Consider the following 24,561-nt stretch of genomic DNA (forward strand, 5'->3'; position numbering starts at 1 on the left):
CACCTCTCTATTATTTTAACATAGTCAAGGAACGTTTTTGCTTTTCAAGAATATATATAATGAGGAGGAAATAATTGTGAGAATCGCAATTTCTGGTGGTACCGGCTTTATCGGTAAATACCTTTCTACTTTTTTTATTCAAAAAGGATATACGGTTTACATTCTGACTCGAAACAAAACTACTGAAACTTCCGACCCTAACCTTCAATACGTACAATGGACACCAGATTTACAAATCTTTCCCCTCTCCTCTATTGATATCGTTATTAATCTAGCTGGAGAGTCTATTAACAGTAGATGGACAAAGAAACAAAAGAAAGCCATTTTAAACAGTAGAATTCAAACGACAAAAGGGCTCATTAAACAATTGCAGACACTCACCATAAAACCGCACACATTTATTAATGCAAGTGCTATTGGATACTATGGAACGTCTGAAACCGAGTCTTTTACAGAACAGCATGAGACTTCTGGAGATGACTTCTTAGCACATACAGTATATTCATGGGAACAAGAAGCATCTAAAGCACGCGCTCTCGGAATACGAACAATCTATGCAAGATTTGGAGTCGTATTAAGTGCAGATGGAGGAGCTCTTCCCAAAATGCTACTCCCCTATCAATTCTATATCGGCGGTACAATTGGCTCTGGAAACCAATGGTTATCATGGATTCATATAGACGATGTCGTTCGCCTAATTGATTTCATCATACACAAAAAAGAAATTGATGGACCGCTTAACATTACAGCTCCTCTCCCTATAAGAATGAAGGAGTTTGGAAAAACCATTGCAGCTATAATGAAAAAACCTCATTGGTTACCTGTCCCTTCATTTATGCTTCACACTTTACTTGGTGAGATGAGCATACTTGTACTAGAAGGGCAACATGTATTACCTAGTAAAGCAATTGAGCATGGGTATGAATACACATTTCCGGCAATAGACCATGCATTACAAAATATACTTTCGCATACAATGTAGTACTTCTAAAACACAGTTTTACAGGGGCCCTTTCAAAACTTTTATTTTCTAGAATCCGAAGCATTATTACACAAATAATCTTTCCGTTACTTTCCCTTAAATTCCATTAACATTATAAAGTAACAGAAATGAGGTACCTATGAAAATATTGCTTAAGCAAGCCATTGTCTATCCTATTACATCCCAAAAATTTCAAGGGGATGTACTCGTTATAGGAGAACGAATTGCCGAGGTCAAGCCTACCATTCAACCTACTCAAGATATGACAGTTATAGACGCACGTGCTCTTCATCTTTTACCCGGATTTATTGATGTTCATACTCATCTTGGTCTCTATGATGAAGGTACTGGTTGGGCTGGCAATGATGCAAATGAAACATCTGAAGTTTCAACACCACATATCCGTTCTTTGGACGGAATCCACCCTCTTGATATTGCATTTCAAGATGCTGTACAAAATGGCATCACAACTGTTCACGTTATGCCAGGAAGTCAAAACATTATCGGTGGTACGACTTGTGTAATAAAAACAGCTGGAACTTGTATTGATCATATGATTATTCAAGAACCTGCCGGCTTAAAGATTGCCTTTGGAGAAAATCCTAAAAAGGTCCATAGTAATGGAACAAAAGAATCTATAACACGTATGGGAATTATGGGGTTACTTCGGGAATCATTCTATGAAGCACAGCACTACGGACATGAAGCTGATTTTCGAATGCTTCCTATCTTAAAAGCATTACGCCGTGAAATACCCGTACGTATCCACGCTCACCGAGCAGATGATATTAGCTCTGCTCTACGCTTTGCAACAGAATTCAATCTCGATTTACGTATTGAACATTGTACAGAAGGACACTTTATTGTTGAAGAACTTTCGAAACACAATTTGAAAGTTTCAGTTGGCCCCACTCTTACACGCCGTTCTAAAATCGAACTAAAAAACAAGACATGGGATACTTACCATATATTATCGAAAAATGGAGTGGAAGTTTCTATAACAACAGATCACCCTTATACACCCATTCAATATTTAAATGTTTGTGCTGCTGTCGCAGTAAGAGAAGGATTAGACGAAAAAACGGCATTAGAAGGAATCACTATATTTCCAGCACGAAATTTACGTTTAGAGGATAGAATTGGAAGCATTGAGGTTGGAAAAGACGCTGATCTCGTGTTATGGACTCATCATCCTTTTCATTATTTAGCCAAGCCTGTACTAACCATGATTGACGGAAAAATAATTTACAAAAAAAATAAAAAAAACTAGTTTATTTTTTTGACTAGATAAAGTATTATACGATTATAAACTGAATGAAACCATAATCAATTTGTGTCGTGATTATCATTTTCAAATTGATGAATGGGGAAGGCAAATGGTGCGCCACCAGCGTTAGAAACTGGTTCTAGTGGGTTCGATTCCCACCCCGAAATTTTTTAAAGATTGATATAAAAATTTCGAGGGTGGGGTGTTTTTTCGTCATGCTACCCTCGTGTGAGGAGGAGTTAGTATGTTAAAAAAACGCGACTTACACGACAGCCACGTTCTATACGAGTTAATGGTGGATCCAGCTGTCTTCCCTTTTGTGCGTCAAAAGGCTTATTCTTATGAGGAATATTTATTTTTAACAAAGCAAACGATTGAAGCTGAAGAGCGCGGGGAACTAATTTCACGCACAATTTTAGATGAATGGGGTAACCCTATCGGAACAATTACTCTATTTGATGTGCAGGAAAAAGCCGGATTCCTTGGAACATGGCTTGGCAAACCTTATCATGGAAAAGGCTATAATAAATTGGCAAAAGATTCATTTTTTAGCGAACTTTTCTATGAATTAGATATTGAAACAATCTTTATGCGTATTCGCAAAATAAATATTCGCTCTATTAAAGCTGCCGAAAAATTACAATACGTAAATCTAGCAAACGAAACAAGAAAAGCCGTTTATGATGAAATTAACGCGAATGAAGAAGTATATAACTTATATGAAATTCCAAAAGATCAATATACACTTGCTACAATGCGAGACACAACGTTCCAAGATGCTCATCACTTAAAAGAAGCTTAATCTAAATTTTTAGAAAAAATAATTAACCATTAACATTTTGACATATACGTATATCACCCGATGTCTTTGGAAACGATAGATAGTGACTTTAGGACACGAGGTGATTTGTAATGGATAAAAAGAAACGTGACAAAGCAAAAAATGCATTATCTAGTACACAAGAAGTTCTCTACCAACGAGAATTTCGTAAAGCAGATCGCGCAGCGGGTTATCGCTCGAAAAGTATTTAAAGTGAGAATGAATAATTAGAAGTTCTCCCCCCTAATTATTCATTCTCATTACATATTTTTTCTACGTGATAGAGTAGAAAAAAGGTTCCTTATTTATAAGGAACCTTTTTTCTGTGGATAACGTTATCCACATAATTTATAGAATTGTGAATAAATTACACAAACCCTTCACAAGTTTATATGTTGTAACGCATAACAGATGTTAGAATTGTGGATATTTTTCTAAAAATTGTGGACAATGTGGATATAGTTGTTAATATTCCGACTTTACTGTTTAATGAAAGCGTAATCTTCATGTGGATAAGTCTTTATCTCAGAAAATAATAAAGAACCCTCTTTAAACAGTCAAAAGAGGGTTTCATATTAAGTAAATGATTGTGCAAGAGCAGGTGATTTAATAGGTATATGATTCGGCTTTACATGATTTTCCGCCAAAATTGTATCCACAATATGACCAGCTGGCTCCGGACGATAAATGCTTTTCATCGCTTCTTTCATTTGAAGAAGCTTCATATCATCTTGTAATAACGCCTCTGTTTTTGCAAAAACCTCACTATCATCACGAATGACAATTGCCGCTCCTTTTCTTTCAAAGTACATCGCATTTTCATTTTCTTGCCCTGGAACAGGCTTATATAAAATGACAGGTACTTGCAATGCTGCCGCTTCACTTAACGTAATACCGCCTGGCTTCGTAATCATACACGAAGTAACACGGAATAATTCATCAATATTTTCAACATAACCAAATACTTTTAATGCATCAGGATTGTTTTCCTGTAATCCTAATAAATCCTGTTTTAATGCTTCATTTTTCCCACAAACGACAACTACTTGCAAATCAGGTACTGACATAAATGATTGGCATAGTTCTTTTACACTCCCTAATACCCCATGAGCACCTGCTACAATTAGTAAAATCTTTTTATTTTTACATAACTGATATTTATTATATATAATGTCTGGATTGATCTTTAACTCAAAACTATTACGAATCGGAATTCCAGTTTCAACAATTTGTTCCGCAGGCACACCAATATCAACCATAACTTTTTTCACGTGATCAGTTGCTACAAAATAACGATCTACTTCCCGATGAATCCATATTTTGTGCACACAAAAATCCGTTAATACGTTATACACAGGAATTGAAATACCTGTTTGCTTTTTCAATTCTGGTACAGCTATAATCGGAAAGGTATTAATAACAATATCCGGTTTCTCTGCTTGTAAAAGTAATTTCAAACGTTTTCTTCCGAAATTCGCATACCAAGAGGCTATTTTTTTATCATAAATTTTTTCTACGCCATAATAAAACAAGCGATATAATTCTTTTCCTATTGTATAACTTTTTAAATATAAATATTTTGTAATATCGGTTATAACTGGATGTGATTCTCCGAACAAATCGCATACAATTACATCTTTAATTCCTTTTTGGCGAAATGTTTGTTCTAATGTTTTCGCTACTTGCACATGACCGTTACCGTAATGTGCAGTTAATATTAAAACCTTGGGGTTTTTTATCAAACAAATCCACTCCTAGCTTATTGTTTCTCCATATTGCATATACGACAATAGGAAAAACATTTTCCTTAAAAATTACATAAACAGACTCTAAAATTTCTCTTTCAGCTATGTACCTGTCGTGGATATGCAAAGCATATAAGATTGACCCCTTAATCCTATCTGTGCTCATATCTTTACATTATACTTTCCTATAAGAGCTTTCGCAATAACTTACAAATGTTCTCTATTCCATGATACTCACTCTTTTACTTCTTAATTCTTTTTACTATTTTGATTTCCCTTTACAATTATGTAAATTTCTCCACTTATTCCTTACAAAAATATGGATATTCTATTTTCAGTATACTCTTTTCTATATACATACTCTAGGTTTTATTGTAAAGAAAGCAAAAAGCCTAATCCAATATTTGGATTAGACTGCTTGTAAAATATGTCTTGCTTGCTCTACATTTTTTTCAGTAGGTGGTTCTACATTCGCTAGTGGGTACTTATGCCCAAGTGCCTCCCATTTATATACACCAAGCTTATGGTATGGTAACACTTCAACTTTCTGAACATTAGACAAGCTTTGAATAAAGCTAGATAGTTTTTGTAGATCTTCTTCATTATCAGTAATACCAGGAACTAATACGTGTCGTACCCAAATCGGTTTATTTTTATCCGATAGATAACGAGCAAATTGTAAAATATGTTCATTTGGTTTTCCTGTTAATTTACGATGTTTCTTTGAATCAATATGTTTCAAATCTAATAAAACTAAATCTGTGTACTCCATTAAAATATCTAGCTTATTTTGGAATACTGGTTCTTCAGAATAACAACCACCCGAAGAGTCAATTGTTGTATGAATTCCAGCTTCCTTACATTTCTTAAATAATTCAATTAAGAAATCTAGCTGTAATAATGGTTCCCCGCCACTAACTGTTATACCGCCTCCGGAAGCTTCAATAAAAGGAAGGTAACATGTCACATCCTGCATTACTTCTTCGACTGTTATTTCTTTTCCTTTACCAATCTCCCACGTATCAGCATTATGACAATATTGACAACGTAATAAACACCCTTGTGTAAATATGACATAACGAATTCCTGGGCCATCAACAGTACCACAAGACTCTACAGAATGAATTCTTCCTTTTACCATGTTACTTCCTCCTTTATTGAAACAGCCTCCCTCTGCTATTTATAAAATGCAGAGGGACACTTTTTTCACTTACATGCTTTCATGCATTGTACGGTTAATTACATCAATTTGTTGTTCACGAGTTAATTTAATAAAGTTTACAGCGTAACCAGATACGCGAATTGTTAATTGTGGATATTTTTCAGGATGTTCCATTGCATCCATTAATGTTTCACGGTTAAATACGTTAATATTTAAGTGATGTCCTTCTTTTACTGCATAACCATCAAGCATCGATACTAAGTTACGTACTTGTACATCATCTTCTTTACCAAGTGCTTTTGGAATAATAGAGAATGTGTTAGAAATACCATCTTGTGCATCTTCATATGGTAATTTAGCTACAGATAATAATGAAGCTAATGCACCTTTTGTATCACGTCCATGCATTGGGTTCGCACCTGGTGCAAATGGTTCTCCAGTACGGCGACCATCTGGAGTGTTACCAGTTTTCTTACCGTATACAACGTTAGATGTGATTGTTAAGATCGACATTGTATGAACAGAATTTCTGTATGTTTTATGTTTACGAAGTTTATTCATAAATGTTTTTACAAGATTTACAGCAATTTCATCTACACGGTCATCATTGTTACCGTATTTAGGGAAATCTCCTTCGATTTCAAAGTCAACTGCAATTCCGTTTTCATCACGAATTGGTTTTACTTTTGCATACTTAATTGCACTTAAAGAGTCTGCTACTACAGATAGACCCGCGATACCTGTTGCCATTGTACGAAGAACATTTGTATCATGAAGTGCCATTTCAATACGTTCGTAGCTATATTTATCGTGCATGTAGTGAATAACATTTAATGTATTTAAATATAGACCTGCTAACCATTCCATTGTCATATCAAACTTATGCATAACTTCTTCATAATCTAATACTTCAGAAGTAATTGGTGCGTACTCTGGACCAACTTGTGCTTTAGATTTTTCATCTTTACCGCCGTTAATCGCATATAGTAATGCTTTTGCTAAGTTTGCACGTGCGCCGAAGAACTGCATTTGTTTACCAATTCTCATTGCAGATACACAACAAGCAATTCCATAGTCATCACCGTAGTCAGCACGCATAATGTCATCATTTTCATATTGAATTGCTGATGTTTTAATAGACATTTTCGCACAGTAGTTTTTAAAGTTCTGTGGTAATTGTTTAGACCAAAGAACTGTTAAGTTTGGCTCTGGAGCTGGTCCTAAATTATCTAATGTATGCAAGAAACGGAATGAGTTCTTTGTTACTAATGGACGACCATCTAATGCCATACCACCGATAGACTCAGTTACCCAAGTTGGGTCACCAGAGAATAATTCATTATAATCAGGTGTTCTTGCAAATTTCACAAGACGTAATTTCATAATGAAGTGATCCACAATTTCTTGTACTTCTTCTTCTGTTAAAGTACCATTTGCTAAATCTCTTTCAATATAAATGTCTAAGAATGTAGAAGTACGTCCAAGACTCATTGCAGCTCCGTTTTGCTCTTTAATTGCTGCAAGATATGCGAAGTATAACCATTGGAATGCTTCTTGCGTGTTTGTTGCTGGCTTAGAAATATCAAAGCCATGAGAAGCAGCCATTTGTTTTAACTCTTGAAGTGCACGCATTTGCTCAGATAACTCTTCGCGTAAACGCATTGTCTCTTCGCTCATTACACCGCCAGTTAAATTTAAATCTGCTTTTTTCGCTTCAATTAAATGATCAATACCGTATAATGCTACGCGTCGGTAGTCACCGATAATACGTCCACGTCCGTATGCATCTGGAAGACCAGTAATTACACCTGATTTACGCGCATTTCTCATTTCTGGTGTATAAGCATCGAATACACCTTGGTTATGAGTTTTTCTCCAATCTCTAAAAATACGACTAAGTTCTTTGTCCATTTCGTATCCATAAGATTCACAAGCTTGTTCCGCCATACGAATACCACCATATGGTTGTAAAGAACGTTTAAATGGTTTTTCAGTTTGGAAACCGACTACTTTTTCAATATCTTTATTTAAATATCCTGGTTCATGTGATGTAATAGAAGAAACAATTTTTGTATCCATATCAAGAACGCCACCGTTTTCACGTTCTTTCGTTGTTAAATCCATTACTTGATCCCAAAGTTGTTTCGTTGCTTCAGTTGCTCCCGCTAAGAAAGATTCATCCCCTTCGAAAACGTTTACATTATTTAAAATGAAATCGCGAACATCAATCTCTGCTTTCCATTTTTCACCTTTAAAGTTTTCCCATGCGTTTTTAACATTTTCTAATACTTGAGTCATCCTAATCTCCTCCATTTTTGATTAGTACAGGACTAAGATTTTTTATATAACAGCTTACACACTTAGAATACTACTTTTTGGCGAAAGTGAACGAAATAGTTGTGACATGTTTGTGAAATGTTGAGCAAACTACTATGCGCATAGTGTTAACTTCACTTAAAAGTCTTTATAATTAACACTTCCCTTAATTGTATTTTTTTGGTATCCTTATATACGAGTCCTATTTTGTAATATAAGAACAATACCCATTGTAGAGCTGTAATACTCTTATCTCCTAATCTGTTATAGTTTTTATAACAGAACAAAAAAGTGTACATATGTTGTACACTTTTTTTGTTACTACTCTAAAACATCTCTTTTTCTATTCCCATCATAGAATCCGCCACGATTACCTTCTAAAACAATTAATTGCTCTAATCCTTCTATATGATCACCTATAATTCGCAAAACAGCTGCAGGATGACCTATTTTTGCAAAATGTTCACTGGGACGAATACGGTTCATCTTATCGACCTCTACACGACTTACACATGCAATTTCAAAGCCTAACAGAATCGCTTTCACTTGCGCTACACAAGGTGACAGTAAAGATCTATAACCGATTTCTTTCAAGCACTTACGACTAAACGCATTGGGTACAGCAATAAGAGAGCCTACTCCTAGATCTTTTCTATCACAAGCTAAATTTAATGCATATTTAAATGCAGTTACAAGATGAAGTGGTACTCTTAAATCTAAATAATGATTTAGATCATTTAATGCAACATCCATTCCATCTGCAATAGCTTTTGCGAAAGGATATAGTTCCCTAGCCGGGATAACAAAGTCACCGTCTACAAACAGCACAATATCACCTTTTGCAAAGTAAGTTCCAAGTGAACGTCCTACATCGTTTCCAAGTGCTTCTTTATATACAATTGTTGTTGCTCCCTTTTCTTTTGCAATCGTTGCGGTTTGATCAGACGAGCCATTTACTACAACGATAATTTCAAAAGGTTCAATTTTTCGAAGTTCATCTATAACATTTCCAATTGTTTTCTCTTCATCTTGTACAGGAATAATGACCGATAATTGCTTTCCTTTATACAATTTAGATGTAATGCCCCATCCTTGATAAAGATCTTCGAAATCTAAAGTATGGTACACACTATCTCTTTTCCTATTTCCATCATAATATCCTCCGCGCTCATCGCTACCTACTATTCGCTCTGCTACAGCTTCTATATGATCACCTATCATCCGTTTTTCAGATTGCGAAAGACCCGTACCATACGCATCATGCTCGGTCGGCCGAAATTTATTTGGCGTAATAACGTCAATTGCACAATGCCGACTAATTCTCCATTCGCTTTGAACTAGGCGTAAATGAGCGACAATAGGATTAACAAAGCTTTCATATCCAATACTTTGAACGACTTCTTTCGTCAACGCATGAGGTGCATCTAATAAGGAATCAATTTTTAATTCTTCACGCTCTAACATTGCATTTAATATTTGGCGCCATACTGTAATAGAATTGGGTTTTTGCCTTTTTAAAAATAATGCATCTAAGTTATTTAAAACGATGTCGGCCTGATCATGTAAAATGGGATTCAGGAATAATTGTAATTTTGAAGTTGGAATAACAAAATCACCATCTATAAATAGTAATACATCACCTATCGCGTGTTTTGCGCCAACCGCGCGGCCAACATCGTTCCCTAGTAGCTCCGTATGCTTAATTACTTTACACCCTAAACAATCAGCAACCTCTTCTGTACCATCGTTACAACCGTTTGCTACTACAATAATCTCTATTGGATTTAATCCTTTTGCCGATTGGATAACACCTGAAATCGTTTCAGCTTCATTACATACAGGTATAATGACCGATAGTGACTTAGTCATTATTTTCTTCACGGAACCACTTAATAGTTTCTTTCAATCCTTCTTCCCACGTTACCGTCGCTTGAAACTGAACAAGTTCTCTTAATTTCGCAACATCCGGTCTTCTATTTGGAATTTCTTCAAAGCCATGTGGATACACCTCTTCAAAAGGAACTTGGACAATTTTCGAAGAAGATTTCGTTAGTTTTTTAATTACTTCTGCTACTTCTTTTATACTCTTTTCATTCTCAGATCCTATGTTAATAATTTCACCATTCACCTTTTCATCCATTGCTCGAATCGTTGCTTCTACCGCATCACTTACATACGTAAAGCAACGTGTCTGCTCTCCATCTCCATATACGAGAATGTCTTCTCCTTGCAGTGCCGCACTGATAAATCGCGGGATTACCCCCGCATACGGACCATCTTTCGCTCTTGGACCATAAATATTAAAATAACGAACAATCGTTACAGGTAAACCTTCTAAAGCGTATCCTAAACATAATGTCTCTTCTAATGTTTTACACACTGCATAACTCCAACGTATTTTAGAAGTTGCCCCGTATAATCGATCCCCCTCTTCAGAAAAGGGTGGTTTTGCCTTACCATATACTTCTGAAGTAGACGCAAAGACTACTTTCTTCTTTCCATTTAGCGCTGCTTGTAAAATGTTTCTCGTTCCATCAAAATTCGTTTCAATAAGCTCTATACTCTTTTCCATTGTCGTTTTCACACCTAAAATTGCTGCTAAATGAAACACGACATCATGTTGGTTTACTAATTCATAAATAGAATTTTTATCTAAAACACTTATTGGAATAACCCGAATTTCTTTCATTAACTCATCATGATACTTATTTTTTCCTTTATAGAAGTTATCAACGATCGTAACCCCATACCCTCTTTTCACCAGCTCTTCAGCTAAATGTGAACCAATAAATCCTGCTCCACCTGTAATTAAACATTTCTTACTCATACACTCACCTTCTTTATAATGCCACGTGTATCTATTACTCGCTTCATACCTTTAAAAAGCTGCCAATCGATATTAGAGTGATCAGTTAAAACTAAAATACAACCCGCTTGTTTAACGACTTGTTCATCCAAAGAAACAGATTGGTACACCTTACCTTCAAACTTTGCAGAAGAAATATATGGATCGTGATATTCGATTTCATACCCTTCTTTTATTAACAATTCAATAATTGGCAACGCTGGTGATTCTCTTAAATCATTTACATCTTTCTTATATGCAATCCCTACAATTAAAACCGTTGCAGGTGATTGCACAACACCTTTCACTTTCCGGACTATTTTCTCTGGCATTTCTTCATTAATTACATGTGCTGCCTCAATTAATTGACTAATTGCTCCATTCTTTTTTATTCTCCATTGAAAATATAAAGGGTCTACTGGAATGCAGTGTCCCCCTATCCCTGGCCCTGGCCAATATGGGGTAAATCCAAACGGTTTTGTAGACGCAGCTTCAAGCGCCTCATAAAAATCAATTCCTAAACTTTCACATAGTGTGTTTAACTCATTTACTAATGAAATATTGACTAGGCGCTGAATATTTTCAAATAACTTACACATTTCCGCTACTTTCGGAGAACTAACTGGAACAACTACATCAAATGTAGTGCTATACAACTCCTGTACTTTTTGTTTACACTTCTCTGTTTGTCCACTAATAACTTTTGGAATCGTTTGAACAGAATAGTGACTATTAGCCGGATCAATTCTCTCAGGGGAATATCCGATATAGAAATCTTCTCCTACCTTTTTCCCCGTTTGAGAAATAATAGGAATGATAACTTCCTCGAGTGTACCTGGATATGTGGAGCTTTCAAAAATGAAGGTTTGTCCTTTTTGAAGATTTTGTTGTATATAATGTGAGGCTGAAATGAGGGCACTTAAGTCTGGTTCTCTTTTTTCATTAATTGGAGTTGGAACAGTGACAATGACATAATCACTATTTTGAAAATCAGCAATACCTTGATCCGGTGTATTTACTATTAATTTGTTTTTAGTCAATAAACTTTGTAACTCTTTAGAAGAAACATCCGGAATATAGCTTTCTCCTTTTATAATTGATTCTATTTTTCTAATATCTTTATCTAACCCAAGTACTGTATGCCCTCTCTCTGCAAAATGGACTGCTAAAGGAAGGCCAACATACCCTAACCCAATAATAGCTACTTTACTACTACTCATTTGTATTCTCTTCTTCCCTTCTCAATTGTTGAATGATATCCCTATCTCTGTCTCCATCCGTAAAACTACCGCGTTCGTCCGTACATTGTAATAAATACGCAATCGCCTCAATTTGATCCCCGAAAATACGATCAAATGCTGAAATACGCCCATTTACAAATTCGTGTTGCTCTGGACGTACTCGATTTGTTTTTATAACATCTACTAACTCTACTGCTGTAACAGAGAATCCTTCTAAAATAGCTTTCATCTGAGCTAATGGAGGAATCACAAGAGAATCATAACCAATTTTCTCTATTACTTTTTTATGCATAGCGTGTGGTACTGCCGTTAATGAGTTATTCCATAAATCTGGTCGCTTCGCTATCAAATTCACAAAATATTTTCCCATGCTAATTGGATCTGCTGGATGAAACATATCTAATAAACACTGTAAATCATTTAATGCCACATCACTTCCATCTTCAATAGCGTGCAAAAATAGAATTAAATTTGTTGCTGGAATAACAAAATCACCATCAACAAATAAGCAAATATCTGCCGTAGCATGCATGGCCCCTATCGCTCGTGCTACATTATGCCCAAGCGCTTCCTCCAACTCAACAACAATAACATTGTCTAGCTTTACTTGTTTCATGGTCTTTACGGCAGCTCCATTCGCAACAACTATAATTTCATCTACACCTGCTTTTTTCACTTCTTGTATAACAGACCTTATAGTTGTTTTCTCTTCTGATACCGGGATAATGGCACTATATTTCGCTTTTTTCTTTTGTAATAAAACTGGTTTATACTTTCCTACAAACTCCCTATCTTTATTGCCTTCTGAAAAACCACCGCGATTACCGTATGTTTCGATTACGTATTGTAAAGCTCGCAAATGATCACCCATAATACGACTAGTCGCTTTCGGATAAGGAGAGCCAGGTGATGTGCCCGTATGGACAGGACGGACTTTATTTGTGTAAATGACATCAACTGAAGCCATATCAGAAATATCTACTCCTCTAGACATCGCCATCGCTTGAAATAGTGCTGGATCCGCTAAATTCCACCACCCTAGTTTTTCAATCACTTCACGACTTATCGCATGTGGTATCGCAATTAAAGATCCTACAACAAACTCTTTTTTGTTCAAATAACGGTTTAACATATATTTTCCAACCGTCGTATAATGCGGTCTCATCTTCAAATAAACGGACCATGTCAAATTATTTAAAACAATCTCATGTCCTTGCTGTATTCCTTTAATAAAATTGTATAATTCTTCACTTTTCATAACGATATCGCCATCTAAAAATAAAACAATTTCACCTTTTGCTTCTCTAGCACCAATTGCCCGTCCCACATCATTACCAAGAGAATATCTATAATAAATTACACGGCAATTATGCTGTAACGCTATTTCTTTCGTACCGTCTGTCGATCCATTATCTACTACGATAATTTCATATGGCTCGAGCTTCTCCACTTCTACTAATACTTTTGATAAAGTACTTGCTTCATTATGCACTGGAATCACAACTGACACTCTCATACTTGTATCACTCTTACCCTTCCAAGCGAACATAAGCAATAATAGGAATACGTACAACTACATCTTCTGGTGGTCCATAAGAAGGAGAAGTACGAACAATTACTGCCCCATCCGTCACAGATAAAAGAACGCCTGCAATGATTTCTACAGCTGTCACAACTTGCACTAGTTCACCAACATGGTTACGTAATTCATCAGTAAATAACATATATAACTCTCCTTTCTTACGCTTCTTTAATTGATATAATACTTGTAAATGGTAATAAAACTTCTGTTCCTATTCCTTCTTGCAGTGTTAAGAAATCATCTCCAACCGCTACAATCACACCCGTTAACTGTCCAACTGTCACAGTAATTTCTACGTTTTTACCCAAATACTGCTCTGCAATTTCTTTAAAAGGTGATGTATTACATTCTTTTAAAATGTTACAAATAATAGATTGAAATCTACTTGATTCAATAAATTCTTCCGTAGCTTGCTTAGAGTTTCTTTGAATAAATCTCGCGAAGTTTTGTGAAAATAAAAGTCTTTCCACAGCAGGTAGCAACTTATTATCTAAAAAATAATCTAATTGCCTATTAAACAATCTCGATAACTTTTCCCAATACTTACCGAACAGACACATATATTTCTCCTCCTATTATTTTTAAATTCTAAAAATACATCCATACATCTTAATGTATACAAAGCAGGCTTTTTTTGTGATAGGTAAGACATACATTTTTCAAGGAAACAATCTTTTCTAATCACACAAAAAAAGACTATCCAATCGGATAGCCTTTTACACTTCAATATTTCGCAACATCGTATAAATGTCGTTATTCACTTTACCAAACGATTTAATATTGTTTTGAATATTAGATAATAAAACGACATACACACTTCCGTTTTTACTAAATCCATTTAAGCAATTCCACCCTGGCATTACACCGTGATTCGAATAACTTCCCGGGTCTACGTACCATCCAAATCCGTAATCTTTTTTTCCGCCTGTAAACATTTGATCATAGCTCTCTTTTGAAATTAACTTTCCAGAGAAGAGTGCTTCATTAAATAAATATAAATCATGTGCACTTGTATATATATCACCACAACCATATAGTTGTGACATACTTGGAATATTCGGTGTTGTCATATTGTTATTTACTATTTTATAACCTGTCGATGGAAACCTTGTTTGCTCTAACGCTTTACCGAAACCAGAGTGTTTCATACCCGCAGTAGCAAAAATATGTTGTTTAATATATTCTTCTAACGGTTGTCCACTTACCTTCTCAGCGATATAGGCGAGTATCGAATAGTTCGAATCGGAATATTTCCATTTCTCCCCTGGACTCCCAACACGCTTTTGTTTTCCTATTCGTTTTATCAATTCCTCATGAGAAATATCCTCTGTTCCCTGTTCATACTCTGGGATACCTGATGTATGTGTTAGTAAATGTTTTAACTGAATACCATTACCTTGAGGGAAATCTGGAATATACTTTGCAACCGTATCCTCTACGTTTAACTTATTTTGATCTTTTAATTGCATAATAGCAGTCGCTACAAACGCCTTTGAAATAGATCCAATATAAAAAGTTGTCTCTGAATTATTCGGCACTTGTTTCTCTTTGTTCGCCATACCGTATCCTTTATTCAAAAGAACTTTTCCGTTCTTCACAATAACAGCTGTCCCGCTAAATCCTGCGTTTTGTAAATATTGATCTAATTGAGCGTTTTCATTAATTTCTTGAGGTGGTCCCTCAGCAGGCTTCTCCACAGCTTGCGCTTGCTTCACTTTTTCTTCCTGCTCTTTTTGTTTTTGTGCCTCTTGCTTCTTTTTTTCTTCTTTCTTTTTTAGCTCTTCTTGTTTCTTCATTTCTGCTGCTGCTTTTAAAGTTTCTTCTTTCTTATTATCCGCAACAATTTTTGTATACATGAAATATACAACTGAAAATAGTAAGACGAGAATGATTGTTCTTTTTATGTATACAATCGGCCGACGTGCTTTCCCATTCGCATTATTTTTTTCCTGATCCATGATTACTTTTTTCCCCTTACTCAACAATAATTTAATCCCTCTACTAATTTTTTTAGCAGATTATGGATACTCCATTCTATGTCATCCCTACTTTATCACGCACTGCACATATTACCAACCTATATGTATAAAAAAGAAAAAGAAAATTTACAAAAGTAAGATTGCTGTTAAATTGTTAACAAAAAAGAGGATATCCTCTAAAAATTGATGTCATCAATCTTTTCAGATATCCTCTTATCTCATTATTTATACGTGTTTTTTCATATCATCGGCAACAGATTCAACATTTGTACCTACGATAACTTGGACACTCGTATTACTTAATTTCATAACACCTTTTGCACCAGCACGTTTTAATGCTGCTTCGTTTACTTGACCAGCATCTTTCACTTGTAAGCGTAGACGTGTTGCACAGTTATCAATAACTGTTAAGTTTTCTTTTCCACCTAAAGCTGCTACGTAAGTTTCACCAATTGAACCTGCAACTGGAGCTTCTTCACCTTCAGCTAGCTCCTCTTCGTCTTCACGACCAGGAGTTTTTAGGTCGAACTTCTTAATTAAGAAGTAGAATACAACGAAGTAAATTACTGCATAAATTAAACCGACTCCTGCTAGTAATACTGGTTTTGTTGCAATACCGAAGTTTAAGAAGTAGTCGATTGCACCGGCACTAAATGTGAAACCATCGTGAATGCCAAGAGTTGTTGTAATAAATAGAGACAGACCTGTTAATACAGCATGAATTCCATATAATACTGGTGATAAGAACATGAATGAGAATTCAATTGGTTCTGTAATACCAGTTAAGAATGAAGTTAATGCTAGACCACCTAACATACCTGTAACCATTTTACGTTTTTCTGGTTTAGCAGCTGCAATCATTGCGAAACATGCTGCTGGTAAACCAAACATCATAACCGGGAAGAAACCAGTCATAAACATACCCGCTGTTTTATCTCCTGCAAGGAAGCGAGCAATATCACCATTTACAACATTACCTGCTGCATTTGTAAAGTCACCAAGTACGAACCAGAAGTATGTGTTCATTACGTGATGCAAACCAATTGGAATTAATAGACGGTTTAATAAACCAAATAAACCTGAACCAACTGCCCCTAAATTAACAATTCCATGAGCTAATGCATCGATAGCATTTTGAATTGCTGGCCAAATTTGTGCGAATAGAATTCCTAATAGTAGCATCACAACCGATGTAACAATCGGAACGAAACGTTTTCCAGCAAAGAATCCTAACCATTCTGGAAGTTTAATCTTATGGAATTTATTATAAAGAAGTCCTGCTATAACACCGACAATAATACCACCTAAAACTTTCATATCCACTTTAGTCGATAATTCGGCTGCCTTAGATACTTGTGTCATTGTATCTGCAAGTTTAGATGGATCTACATTAGCACTATTACCTATTAAATCTTGGACTTTGCCTAATTTATCTTGTAATTCTACAGTAGAATACCCCTTACTAAGTGCATCAATACTGTTTTTCATAACTAGATAACCAATTGCACCTGCAAGACCTGCTGCACCACTAGCATCAACTGAAAGACCGATTGCAATACCAATTGCAAAAATAAGTGCTAAATTATCAAAAACTGCTGCACCGGCCTGTGCCATAACAGGAATATCAAATACATCTGGTTGTCCTAAACGAAGCAATAATCCTGCTGCTGGTAGTACGGCGATTGGAAGCATTAATGCTTTACCAATACGTTGTAGAAACTGCAACATTTTAATTCCCCCTATCAAATTTATGAAATCGTTATCATTATAAGTACGCCTTAGAAAACGCTTTCTATTTACATAACCATAATAACATATAGTTGTATAGATGTGTAGTTTTTATTTTCAAATTTTTTATGGATAAATCTCCTATTTCCAAACTGTTATATAAAAGGAAAATTCTCCTTTTTGACTACAAAATACTCGAAACGAAAGACCTGCTATAGAACATGTAACTTTCGTTTTATCATTCCACTTTTTCATGTTATTATTTATTTCCGAGCATATCGGGAAAAGTAAACTTAGTTAATTCGAAATAGGAGCGTTGGTACTATGCAGTGCATTGAAACAAACAACTTACAACAGTTGTTAGAACAAGTAAAACCATATACGAAAAAAGGAAAGCTTGCTACTTATATCCCCGAACTAGGAAATGCAAATCCAGATGATTTAGGGATTGCCATTTTCCATAAAGAAACAGAATACATCCATGCTGGCAACTCACAAACACTATTTACTCTTCAAAGTATTTCAAAAGTAATTACACTTGCACTTGCCCTTTTAGATCGTGGTGAAGAATATGTATTTTCTAAAGTTGGAATGGAGCCAACTGGCGATCCATTTAATTCCATTATTAAGTTAGAAACGACAAGTCCTTCTAAACCACTTAATCCAATGATTAATGCAGGAGCGCTAGCTATTACAAGCATGTTAGCAGGAAAAGATAATGAAGAAAAAATGGAGCGCATCCTTCATTTTGTACGTGAAATAACAGATAATCCTACTATTAATTATTCTTCTAAAGTTGCCAATTCAGAATTAGAGACAGCTTACTTAAACCGTTCACTTTGTTACTATATGAAACAAAACGGAATTATCGATTGTGACATTGAAGAACTTATGGATTTATACACTCGTCAATGTGCAGTTGAAGTAAACTGTATCGATTTAGCACGTATCGGCTTAATTTTTGCGATGGATGGCTATGATCCATATAAGAAAAAACAAATTATCCCTAAACATATTACAAAAATTTGTAAAACATTTATGGTTACATGTGGTATGTATAACGAGTCTGGCGAATTTGCGATTCGTGTTGGTATTCCAGCTAAAAGTGGTGTAGCTGGTGGTATTTTCGGCTGCGTAAAAGGAGAAATGGGAATTGGTATTTTCGGACCGGCTTTAGATGCAAACGGAAATAGTATCGCTGGTTTTAAGATTCTTGAACTTCTGTCTGCTCAAGAAGGTTGGAGTATTTTTTAATTTAGCGTTATCCTGCTATACTAGCAGGATTTTTTTATTCCATAAAAACCTTAACTTTATCAGTTACCAATCCCTTACAAAAACAGTACTGAAAGTTTCTCTATATCATGCATATTTGCTCCCCCACCCTGAATAGTATAGTACAACCTAGCGCTATATGTGGAGGTGTGAAGGATGAAACTAATATTTCAGATGGAAAAACAACCTGTTCTTGAAAAAACAATTCTTCTCTTTATATTGAGTATTGTAGAAAGCTTGAAGTTAAAAGTGGTTTCACTCGATGAAGCTCACCGATACATATTCAATTTAGAAGTACTTGAGCTGCTAATGGACCGGAACATCGATGATCAAGTACTTGAACTTATTCATTTCGGAATGGGACTTGAAGACATTCATCATGTACTTCCTGAAGAACTTGAACATACGATTGAAGAATTAAAGTGGCTTTGCATTCAAGTTTTAAGTGAATACAGCATGCACGAAGAATCTGAGCAACTAATTGAAGATATACGCTAAAAAGCACCTATGTAGGTGCTTTTAATGTTTTTTCAAACTATTTTTATACGTCTCAATATTTACTGGTAGCTCTTCCTCTTCTAAAGTATGTTCATTTACATCTTTATGAATGAACGCACCTTTAGGCGGTTGATGGTCATGCCCTTTTTTCTTATGATCAAATGCTTTTCCTCGTCCCATACGGATCCCCCTTTCTTTAAAAGAAATCCGTATTAGTATAGGGAAAAGTACGTCGACATATGCAATCCTTTGCCGTATTTCCAAGGAAATACTCGAACATTGTTTTCTGTTCTCCTTACAACAACTGATCAATTCCAATAAGAATTAATAAAACTCCCGCAATAACAGTAGCCCATTTCCCTAAGTATGCTGCTAAAAATCGTTTTCCTACATACGCAAACCCACTAATACAAATAAAACTAAATACCCCAGAAATAGTTGCTGTAAGCCACAGATTCAAGTTTGTTACCCCAGCATCAAATCCACCCGCAATATTATTAATAGATAATGCAACCCCCAAAACAATTGCTTCTGAAAAACTAATTGTTTTAGAACCATCAAAATCTGCTTTTTCTGGATCACGTAAAATCCCCATAAGTACATTACCATCTTTAGAGCTTACGGTATTTCTTTGCCCCAAGAAAGGCTGGCACAAAATAAACACCCCAATTATCCCTAAAACGATTGCTCCAATTAGGTTTGCAGTAAACTCTGAAATAAATAATGCAATCCAGTTCCCAAAAAATCCAGCTAATAAAGTAAATAAAAACCCCAAAAATGCGATGATAAAATTGTTAAACCACGAAATTCTGATTTTACGAATGCCATATGCAATCCCAACACCTGCATTATCTAAATTAGAAGCAATCCCGATTAAAAAAATTGAAAACAGACCTGCCGTACTCATAAACAGCCACCCCTTTTTCTCACTTTTCCATGCATCTTATGAAAATGTTGAGCAACTGTGCCTGTCTGTTTCATATACATGTAATAAATGCTCAACATTTTTTCAACAATAAAAAAGGAGTGCCTTCACTATGCCTAAAGAAAATCCAAATGAACGGCTTAGTACATTAATAAAAAAACTTTTAAAAGAACGTGCCTTATCCATGCGCCAACTCGGAATGCTTACAAATATTGATCCTGCAACAATCTCAAGAATTATGAATGGTAAACAACCACCAAAACAAAAACATCTACAAAAATTTGCAGAATGTCTGCAAGTTCCGCCCCAATTATTATTTGATGAAATGTATCCTGATTCTCCTCACATTAATAAAGAAAAGACGGATATGTACACATCTCTTGATACAATCCAGCAAACGCTGCAATCCTCTAACTTATTTGATTTCGACTACACAACAACTCGCGTCAAACAAGAACTTGAAAACTATGAACGCTACGCTCAAACAACAGAAGGCGAAAGACGTATTCATGAAAGTTTCGCGAGCAAATTAGAACAAATTGATAGCGCTGGTCCTTTCATTGAACAATTAACAGATATGTATCAACAATTTTGCAATGAGACTATTTCAAACGAGGAACGTGCGGTTCTCGGAGGCGCATTACTGTATTTCATTTTATCAACAGACATTATCCCCGATTATCTCTTTCCGATTGGCTATTTAGATGATGCAATTGCTGTTGAATTAGCGAAAGAGAAATTAATCGAATTAAAACGAAAGACATAGAAATATATAGAACTATTTCAGTTGTTGCTATTTACCTCTGAAATAGTTCACAAAAAAATCGTACAAGTATACATACCTGTACGATTTCAACATACTAATCTATTTTTTTTGTATGACACCATTCATATATAAATGCTGTTATTACTTTTGTAAATTCAATTAGCTGTTCTACTTCAACTTTCTCATTTATTGAATGAGCTTCTTCTAATGTACCTGGTCCGTAAATAACAGCTGGAATATGAAATTCACTAAACCAACCACCATCGGTTACCGTTGCAGACATATCTAAAATTGCATTTTGAGATAGAATTGATTCGTGTACTGAGCTAAGCGTTTTTACAGCTGCATGTTCACTATCTACTTCTAATGAAGGGAAAATTTCGCCACGATCCACAATCATTGATTCTCCACCCCACTTAAATTGTGGTGGGTTTTCACTTAACCATGGATCAGCGGCTGCTACTTTCCCAATATACTCTTCAATTTCGTTTATTATTTGTTCATGTGTTTCATTCGGATAAAAGTGCACCGTTATCCATAATCGGCACTCATCCGCAATAAACGCTGCATGCCGTCCGCCTTCAATAACAGCTGGATTAATCGTTGTTGTTCCAGATGGATAGCCTTCATATGTTTTCATAACTGCCCAATGACGCTCTAACTCTTGTAAACTTTGCACAATTTTCATCATTTTTTCAATCGCACTCGCCCCGAATAAACGTCCTCCCGCATGGATCATTTTCCTGCGTGTTGCATCATGAAACGTCTGAGGACTTTTCACAGTAATCCATCCAGTAATTACGCCGCCCTGTCCTTGCATATGCAAATCACTCGTATCCACTACGACTGCAAAATCAGCATCATAACCTCGCCTGCAGCATTGAAGTGTACCTGCCTCTCCAACTTCTTCCCCAATTACGGATTGAAAGATTAAATCTCCAGGTAATTCAATGCCAGCTTCTTGAAAAAGCTGAATAGCAAATAGCGCTCCAGCCAGTCCACCTTTCATATCTGCCGCACCACGTCCGACTAACCAACCATCTTTTATAAACGGCTCAAACGGATTCGTTTCCCACGCCTCATCTGCTGACACTTCAGCTACATCCATATGTCCGTTAATAATAAGACTTTTATGCGTGTCACTTTCTACCCCTTTTTTCACCCCAACAACGTTCGGGTCATTCGGATATACATCCCATTTATCTACACTAAAATTTCGTTTTCTTAGGAAATGGGCAACAAATTCTTGCGCCTCATTTGTATTTCTCGCCGGCGGTGCTGGTGTTTCAAAACGAATTAATGTTTTTGTAAGCTCTAGTAACTCACCTTTTCGTAGATCAATCTGTTCTAATAGCTGTGAAACTTCTTCATTCATCACTAATTCCCCTTTGCATACGTAGCATGTTTCCAGCTTTATTTTCACAAAAAAAGAGACTGTTTACAATTTTACAGTCTCCAAATTAATCACTATTATAAACTTTCTATTTCTGTTGTCTTTGTCTTTTCAATATGTTCTACCTTACGTGCCTTATTTCTTGTCGCACTGTAAAACAGTAAACAAACAATCATAAATGGAATACCACAATACAATGCCATTCTTTGTTCTGGAATAAAGGCCATACCAACAATTACTGTTATATTTAATACTAACGCAAGCAGTGGCACGAACGGATACAGCGGTGTCTTAAATTTCAAGTCCTTCACATCCCCGCCCTGCTTCACATATGATCTTCTAGCTAATAAGTTAGATAGAGCAATAGATGCCCAAACTAATATCGCCCCAAATCCGGCAATAGAAAGCAGCCATAAATAAACTGTATCTTCCGCATAAATACCTGATAGTAATGAAAGACACCCTACAATCGTACTTACAATCAATGCATAAATAGGAACACCATTTTTAGATAACTTACCAAAAATCGGACTAATCATTCCTTGATTAGACATAGACCATAGCATACGAGAAGTTGCATATAATCCTGAATTCGCAACGGATAGTACTGCTGTAATAATAACGAAATTGATAATATCAGCTGCATAAGGAATACCAATTTTATCAAATACAACTACGAATGGACTTTCTATCACTCCCGCTTGTTGCCATGGGAATAATCCTGCAAGAATGAAAATAGATAATACAAAGAACACCAGTATACGCCAAACTGTATTATTAATTGCCTTTGGGATTGTTTTTTCTGGATTTTCACTCTCTCCAGCCGCAATACCAACAAGCTCCGTTCCTTGAAAGGAGAAATTAACTGCAATCATCGTTATTAAAATTGCTGATAACCCATTTGGAAACAATCCACCATACTCGGTAAAGCTAGAAAACATCGGTGCTGGTTCATTTCCTTTCATATCTAGAAAACCAAACATTGCTGCCCCACCCAAAATAATAAATGCAATGATTGTAATAACTTTAATACTTGCAAACCAAAATTCAACTTCTGCAAAACTTCTTGAAGATAACGCGTTGATAGCAAAAAGTAGTACCGCAAACACTACGCACCAAATCCATGACGGTACATCAGGAAACCATCGTTTCATTAAAATACTAACTGCAATTAGTTCAATACCTATCGTAGCAGACCAGTTTAGCCACGACATCCATCCGACTACATAACCTGCTGCAGGGGAAATGTGCTTCGTAGCATACGTTTGATAAGATCCTGCGTCAGGCATCGCAACAGCTAATTCTCCAAGACAGAGCATCGTTAAATACATAACAAATCCTCCAACAAGATACGCTACAATCGCTCCTCCAGGCCCAGCCTCATGAATTGTATACCCAGATCCTAAAAAAAGACCGGTACCAATAACTCCTCCGAGTGCAATCATAAATATGTGCCTACTTTTCAATTCCCTTTTTAACCCTTGGTTTTGATCCATCATATAAATCCCCCCATTTCATGTAAGCGTTTTTAAAAATGTTCATAATAAGAATAATTATTAAAAAGAGCAAAATACATAGTATTAATCACTACCTGTTATTAAAAGATCATCCCTAACTGTTATTAACAACTTTTTATCAGCGATAGCTTGTCCTTCTACTACTTCTAATGACTCGATATACCCACTGATTCCTACCTTAATTTCTACTTTCTGTTTATCTATTGTTTCAATTAACGCTAATTTCTCCCATTCGTATACGTAAGAACTTTCCGTAACAAATAACTTCTCAACTTTCCCGTAACAAGGACTATACACGCCTTCTATAACCGTCTTCACTTTATAAACTCCTCCTTCTTTTTAATTGGTACTGAAACGTTGCATATCCCTCCTTTAGAGATTTCAACTATTATTTATGCAAAATGCGTACCAATCTCCAATTCCTATTTAAAATGAAGGTTTCTCAAAAAAAAATGTTCATAACCGCAAAATTTTTCTATCGTTTGAGAAGTTTTAAAAGGAAAATAGCAAAAAAATTTTGCGA

The 24,561-nt window shown here is 35.7% G+C and carries 24 protein-coding genes; 7 read left to right on the forward strand and 17 right to left on the reverse strand.

The window, feature by feature from the left end:
- The first annotated feature begins 76 nt into the window (after window positions 1–76).
- The 4 genes from AC3WVA_RS19615 (at window position 77) to AC3WVA_RS19630 (ending at window position 3,281) form a co-directional block, all read left to right on the forward strand.
- On the forward strand, window positions 77–982 hold the full coding sequence (locus AC3WVA_RS19615; protein WP_098346060.1) for a TIGR01777 family oxidoreductase: 906 nt from the start codon (window positions 77–79) through the stop codon (window positions 980–982).
- Between the two features lie 139 nt (window positions 983–1,121).
- Window positions 1,122–2,252, forward strand: a complete 1,131-nt coding sequence (locus AC3WVA_RS19620; protein WP_098346059.1) for an amidohydrolase — start codon at window positions 1,122–1,124, stop codon at window positions 2,250–2,252.
- A gap of 241 nt (window positions 2,253–2,493) precedes the next feature.
- Complete coding sequence (locus AC3WVA_RS19625) at window positions 2,494–3,051, forward strand: GNAT family N-acetyltransferase (RefSeq protein WP_000914736.1); 558 nt, start codon at window positions 2,494–2,496, stop codon at window positions 3,049–3,051.
- Window positions 3,052–3,161: 110 nt separating this feature from the next.
- Window positions 3,162–3,281: a YfhE family protein gene (locus AC3WVA_RS19630; protein WP_000358480.1), complete on the forward strand. Its 120-nt coding sequence runs from the start codon at window positions 3,162–3,164 to the stop codon at window positions 3,279–3,281.
- A gap of 363 nt (window positions 3,282–3,644) precedes the next feature.
- Here AC3WVA_RS19630 and AC3WVA_RS19635 read toward each other — a convergent pair whose 3' ends face one another.
- From AC3WVA_RS19635 to AC3WVA_RS19690, 12 genes are all read right to left on the reverse strand, one after another.
- On the reverse strand, window positions 3,645–4,811 hold the full coding sequence (locus AC3WVA_RS19635; protein ID WP_098346058.1) for a diglucosyl diacylglycerol synthase: 1,167 nt from the start codon (window positions 4,809–4,811) through the stop codon (window positions 3,645–3,647).
- A 412-nt stretch (window positions 4,812–5,223) separates the two neighbouring features.
- Complete coding sequence (gene pflA / locus AC3WVA_RS19640) at window positions 5,224–5,955, reverse strand: pyruvate formate-lyase-activating protein (RefSeq protein ID WP_098881174.1); 732 nt, start codon at window positions 5,953–5,955, stop codon at window positions 5,224–5,226.
- A gap of 69 nt (window positions 5,956–6,024) precedes the next feature.
- The gene (gene pflB, locus AC3WVA_RS19645) at window positions 6,025–8,274 is read right to left on the reverse strand and encodes a formate C-acetyltransferase (RefSeq protein WP_071757090.1); all 2,250 of its coding nucleotides are present in this window, start codon (window positions 8,272–8,274) and stop codon (window positions 6,025–6,027) included.
- A 339-nt stretch (window positions 8,275–8,613) separates the two neighbouring features.
- Window positions 8,614–10,161 (reverse strand): glycosyltransferase family 2 protein, encoded by a 1,548-nt coding sequence (locus AC3WVA_RS19650; RefSeq protein ID WP_492322126.1) that lies wholly within the window; start codon window positions 10,159–10,161, stop codon window positions 8,614–8,616.
- Window positions 10,154–11,119, reverse strand: a complete 966-nt coding sequence (locus tag AC3WVA_RS19655) for a UDP-N-acetyl-alpha-D-glucosaminuronate decarboxylase (protein ID WP_492322106.1) — start codon at window positions 11,117–11,119, stop codon at window positions 10,154–10,156. Before AC3WVA_RS19655 ends, AC3WVA_RS19650 begins: the two co-directional genes overlap by 8 nt.
- The gene (locus AC3WVA_RS19660) at window positions 11,116–12,357 is read right to left on the reverse strand and encodes a nucleotide sugar dehydrogenase (protein ID WP_417902089.1); all 1,242 of its coding nucleotides are present in this window, start codon (window positions 12,355–12,357) and stop codon (window positions 11,116–11,118) included. Before AC3WVA_RS19660 ends, AC3WVA_RS19655 begins: the two co-directional genes overlap by 4 nt.
- Window positions 12,350–13,894, reverse strand: a complete 1,545-nt coding sequence (locus tag AC3WVA_RS19665) for a glycosyltransferase family 2 protein (RefSeq protein WP_098346056.1) — start codon at window positions 13,892–13,894, stop codon at window positions 12,350–12,352. Before AC3WVA_RS19665 ends, AC3WVA_RS19660 begins: the two co-directional genes overlap by 8 nt.
- 13 nt (window positions 13,895–13,907) lie before the next feature.
- Window positions 13,908–14,102 (reverse strand): LSm family protein, encoded by a 195-nt coding sequence (locus AC3WVA_RS19670; RefSeq protein ID WP_000899469.1) that lies wholly within the window; start codon window positions 14,100–14,102, stop codon window positions 13,908–13,910.
- Window positions 14,103–14,118: 16 nt separating this feature from the next.
- Entirely contained in the window at window positions 14,119–14,520 is a 402-nt protein-coding gene (locus AC3WVA_RS19675) for an LSm family protein (RefSeq protein WP_048527878.1), read from the reverse strand.
- 156 nt (window positions 14,521–14,676) lie between these two features.
- Window positions 14,677–15,918 carry a serine hydrolase domain-containing protein gene (locus AC3WVA_RS19680; RefSeq protein ID WP_098346055.1) on the reverse strand — a complete coding sequence of 414 codons (1,242 nt, stop codon included), beginning with the start codon at window positions 15,916–15,918 and terminating at the stop codon, window positions 14,677–14,679.
- A 246-nt stretch (window positions 15,919–16,164) separates the two neighbouring features.
- Window positions 16,165–17,667, reverse strand: a complete 1,503-nt coding sequence (nagE, locus tag AC3WVA_RS19685) for an N-acetylglucosamine-specific PTS transporter subunit IIBC (protein WP_088314135.1) — start codon at window positions 17,665–17,667, stop codon at window positions 16,165–16,167.
- 141 nt (window positions 17,668–17,808) lie between these two features.
- Complete coding sequence (locus AC3WVA_RS19690) at window positions 17,809–17,922, reverse strand: transcriptional regulator (RefSeq protein WP_071757087.1); 114 nt, start codon at window positions 17,920–17,922, stop codon at window positions 17,809–17,811.
- 69 nt (window positions 17,923–17,991) lie between these two features.
- Between AC3WVA_RS19690 and glsA the strand changes: the two genes are divergently transcribed.
- Window positions 17,992–18,921 carry a glutaminase A gene (gene glsA, locus AC3WVA_RS19695; protein WP_001149853.1) on the forward strand — a complete coding sequence of 310 codons (930 nt, stop codon included), beginning with the start codon at window positions 17,992–17,994 and terminating at the stop codon, window positions 18,919–18,921.
- Window positions 18,922–19,095: 174 nt separating this feature from the next.
- Complete coding sequence (locus AC3WVA_RS19700; RefSeq protein ID WP_000766602.1) at window positions 19,096–19,437, forward strand: DUF3969 family protein; 342 nt, start codon at window positions 19,096–19,098, stop codon at window positions 19,435–19,437.
- A gap of 21 nt (window positions 19,438–19,458) precedes the next feature.
- Here the strand turns inward: AC3WVA_RS19700 and AC3WVA_RS19705 are convergent, their stop codons facing one another.
- A complete protein-coding gene (locus tag AC3WVA_RS19705; RefSeq protein WP_000532411.1) occupies window positions 19,459–19,617 on the reverse strand; it encodes a hypothetical protein in 159 nt (52 codons plus the stop codon).
- A gap of 115 nt (window positions 19,618–19,732) precedes the next feature.
- The gene (gene ytaF / locus AC3WVA_RS19710) at window positions 19,733–20,344 is read right to left on the reverse strand and encodes a sporulation membrane protein YtaF (RefSeq protein ID WP_098346054.1); all 612 of its coding nucleotides are present in this window, start codon (window positions 20,342–20,344) and stop codon (window positions 19,733–19,735) included.
- A gap of 130 nt (window positions 20,345–20,474) precedes the next feature.
- On the opposite strand from ytaF, the gene AC3WVA_RS19715 reads away from it, so the two are divergent.
- Window positions 20,475–21,128: a helix-turn-helix domain-containing protein gene (locus AC3WVA_RS19715; RefSeq protein WP_098346053.1), complete on the forward strand. Its 654-nt coding sequence runs from the start codon at window positions 20,475–20,477 to the stop codon at window positions 21,126–21,128.
- A gap of 94 nt (window positions 21,129–21,222) precedes the next feature.
- On the opposite strand, the gene AC3WVA_RS19720 is transcribed toward AC3WVA_RS19715, so the two are convergent.
- The 3 genes from AC3WVA_RS19720 to AC3WVA_RS19730 all read right to left on the reverse strand — a co-directional run bounded on the left by AC3WVA_RS19720 (window position 21,223) and on the right by AC3WVA_RS19730 (window position 24,356).
- Entirely contained in the window at window positions 21,223–22,503 is a 1,281-nt protein-coding gene (locus AC3WVA_RS19720) for an acetylornithine deacetylase (RefSeq protein ID WP_195756130.1), read from the reverse strand.
- A 95-nt stretch (window positions 22,504–22,598) separates the two neighbouring features.
- Entirely contained in the window at window positions 22,599–24,020 is a 1,422-nt protein-coding gene (locus AC3WVA_RS19725; protein WP_492322107.1) for an amino acid permease, read from the reverse strand.
- 81 nt (window positions 24,021–24,101) lie between these two features.
- Window positions 24,102–24,356, reverse strand: a complete 255-nt coding sequence (locus AC3WVA_RS19730) for a biotin/lipoyl attachment domain-containing protein (RefSeq protein ID WP_000859492.1) — start codon at window positions 24,354–24,356, stop codon at window positions 24,102–24,104.
- Window positions 24,357–24,561: the final 205 nt, after the last annotated feature.

The organism is Bacillus sp. EB106-04-02-XG92 (genome assembly GCF_058791995.1).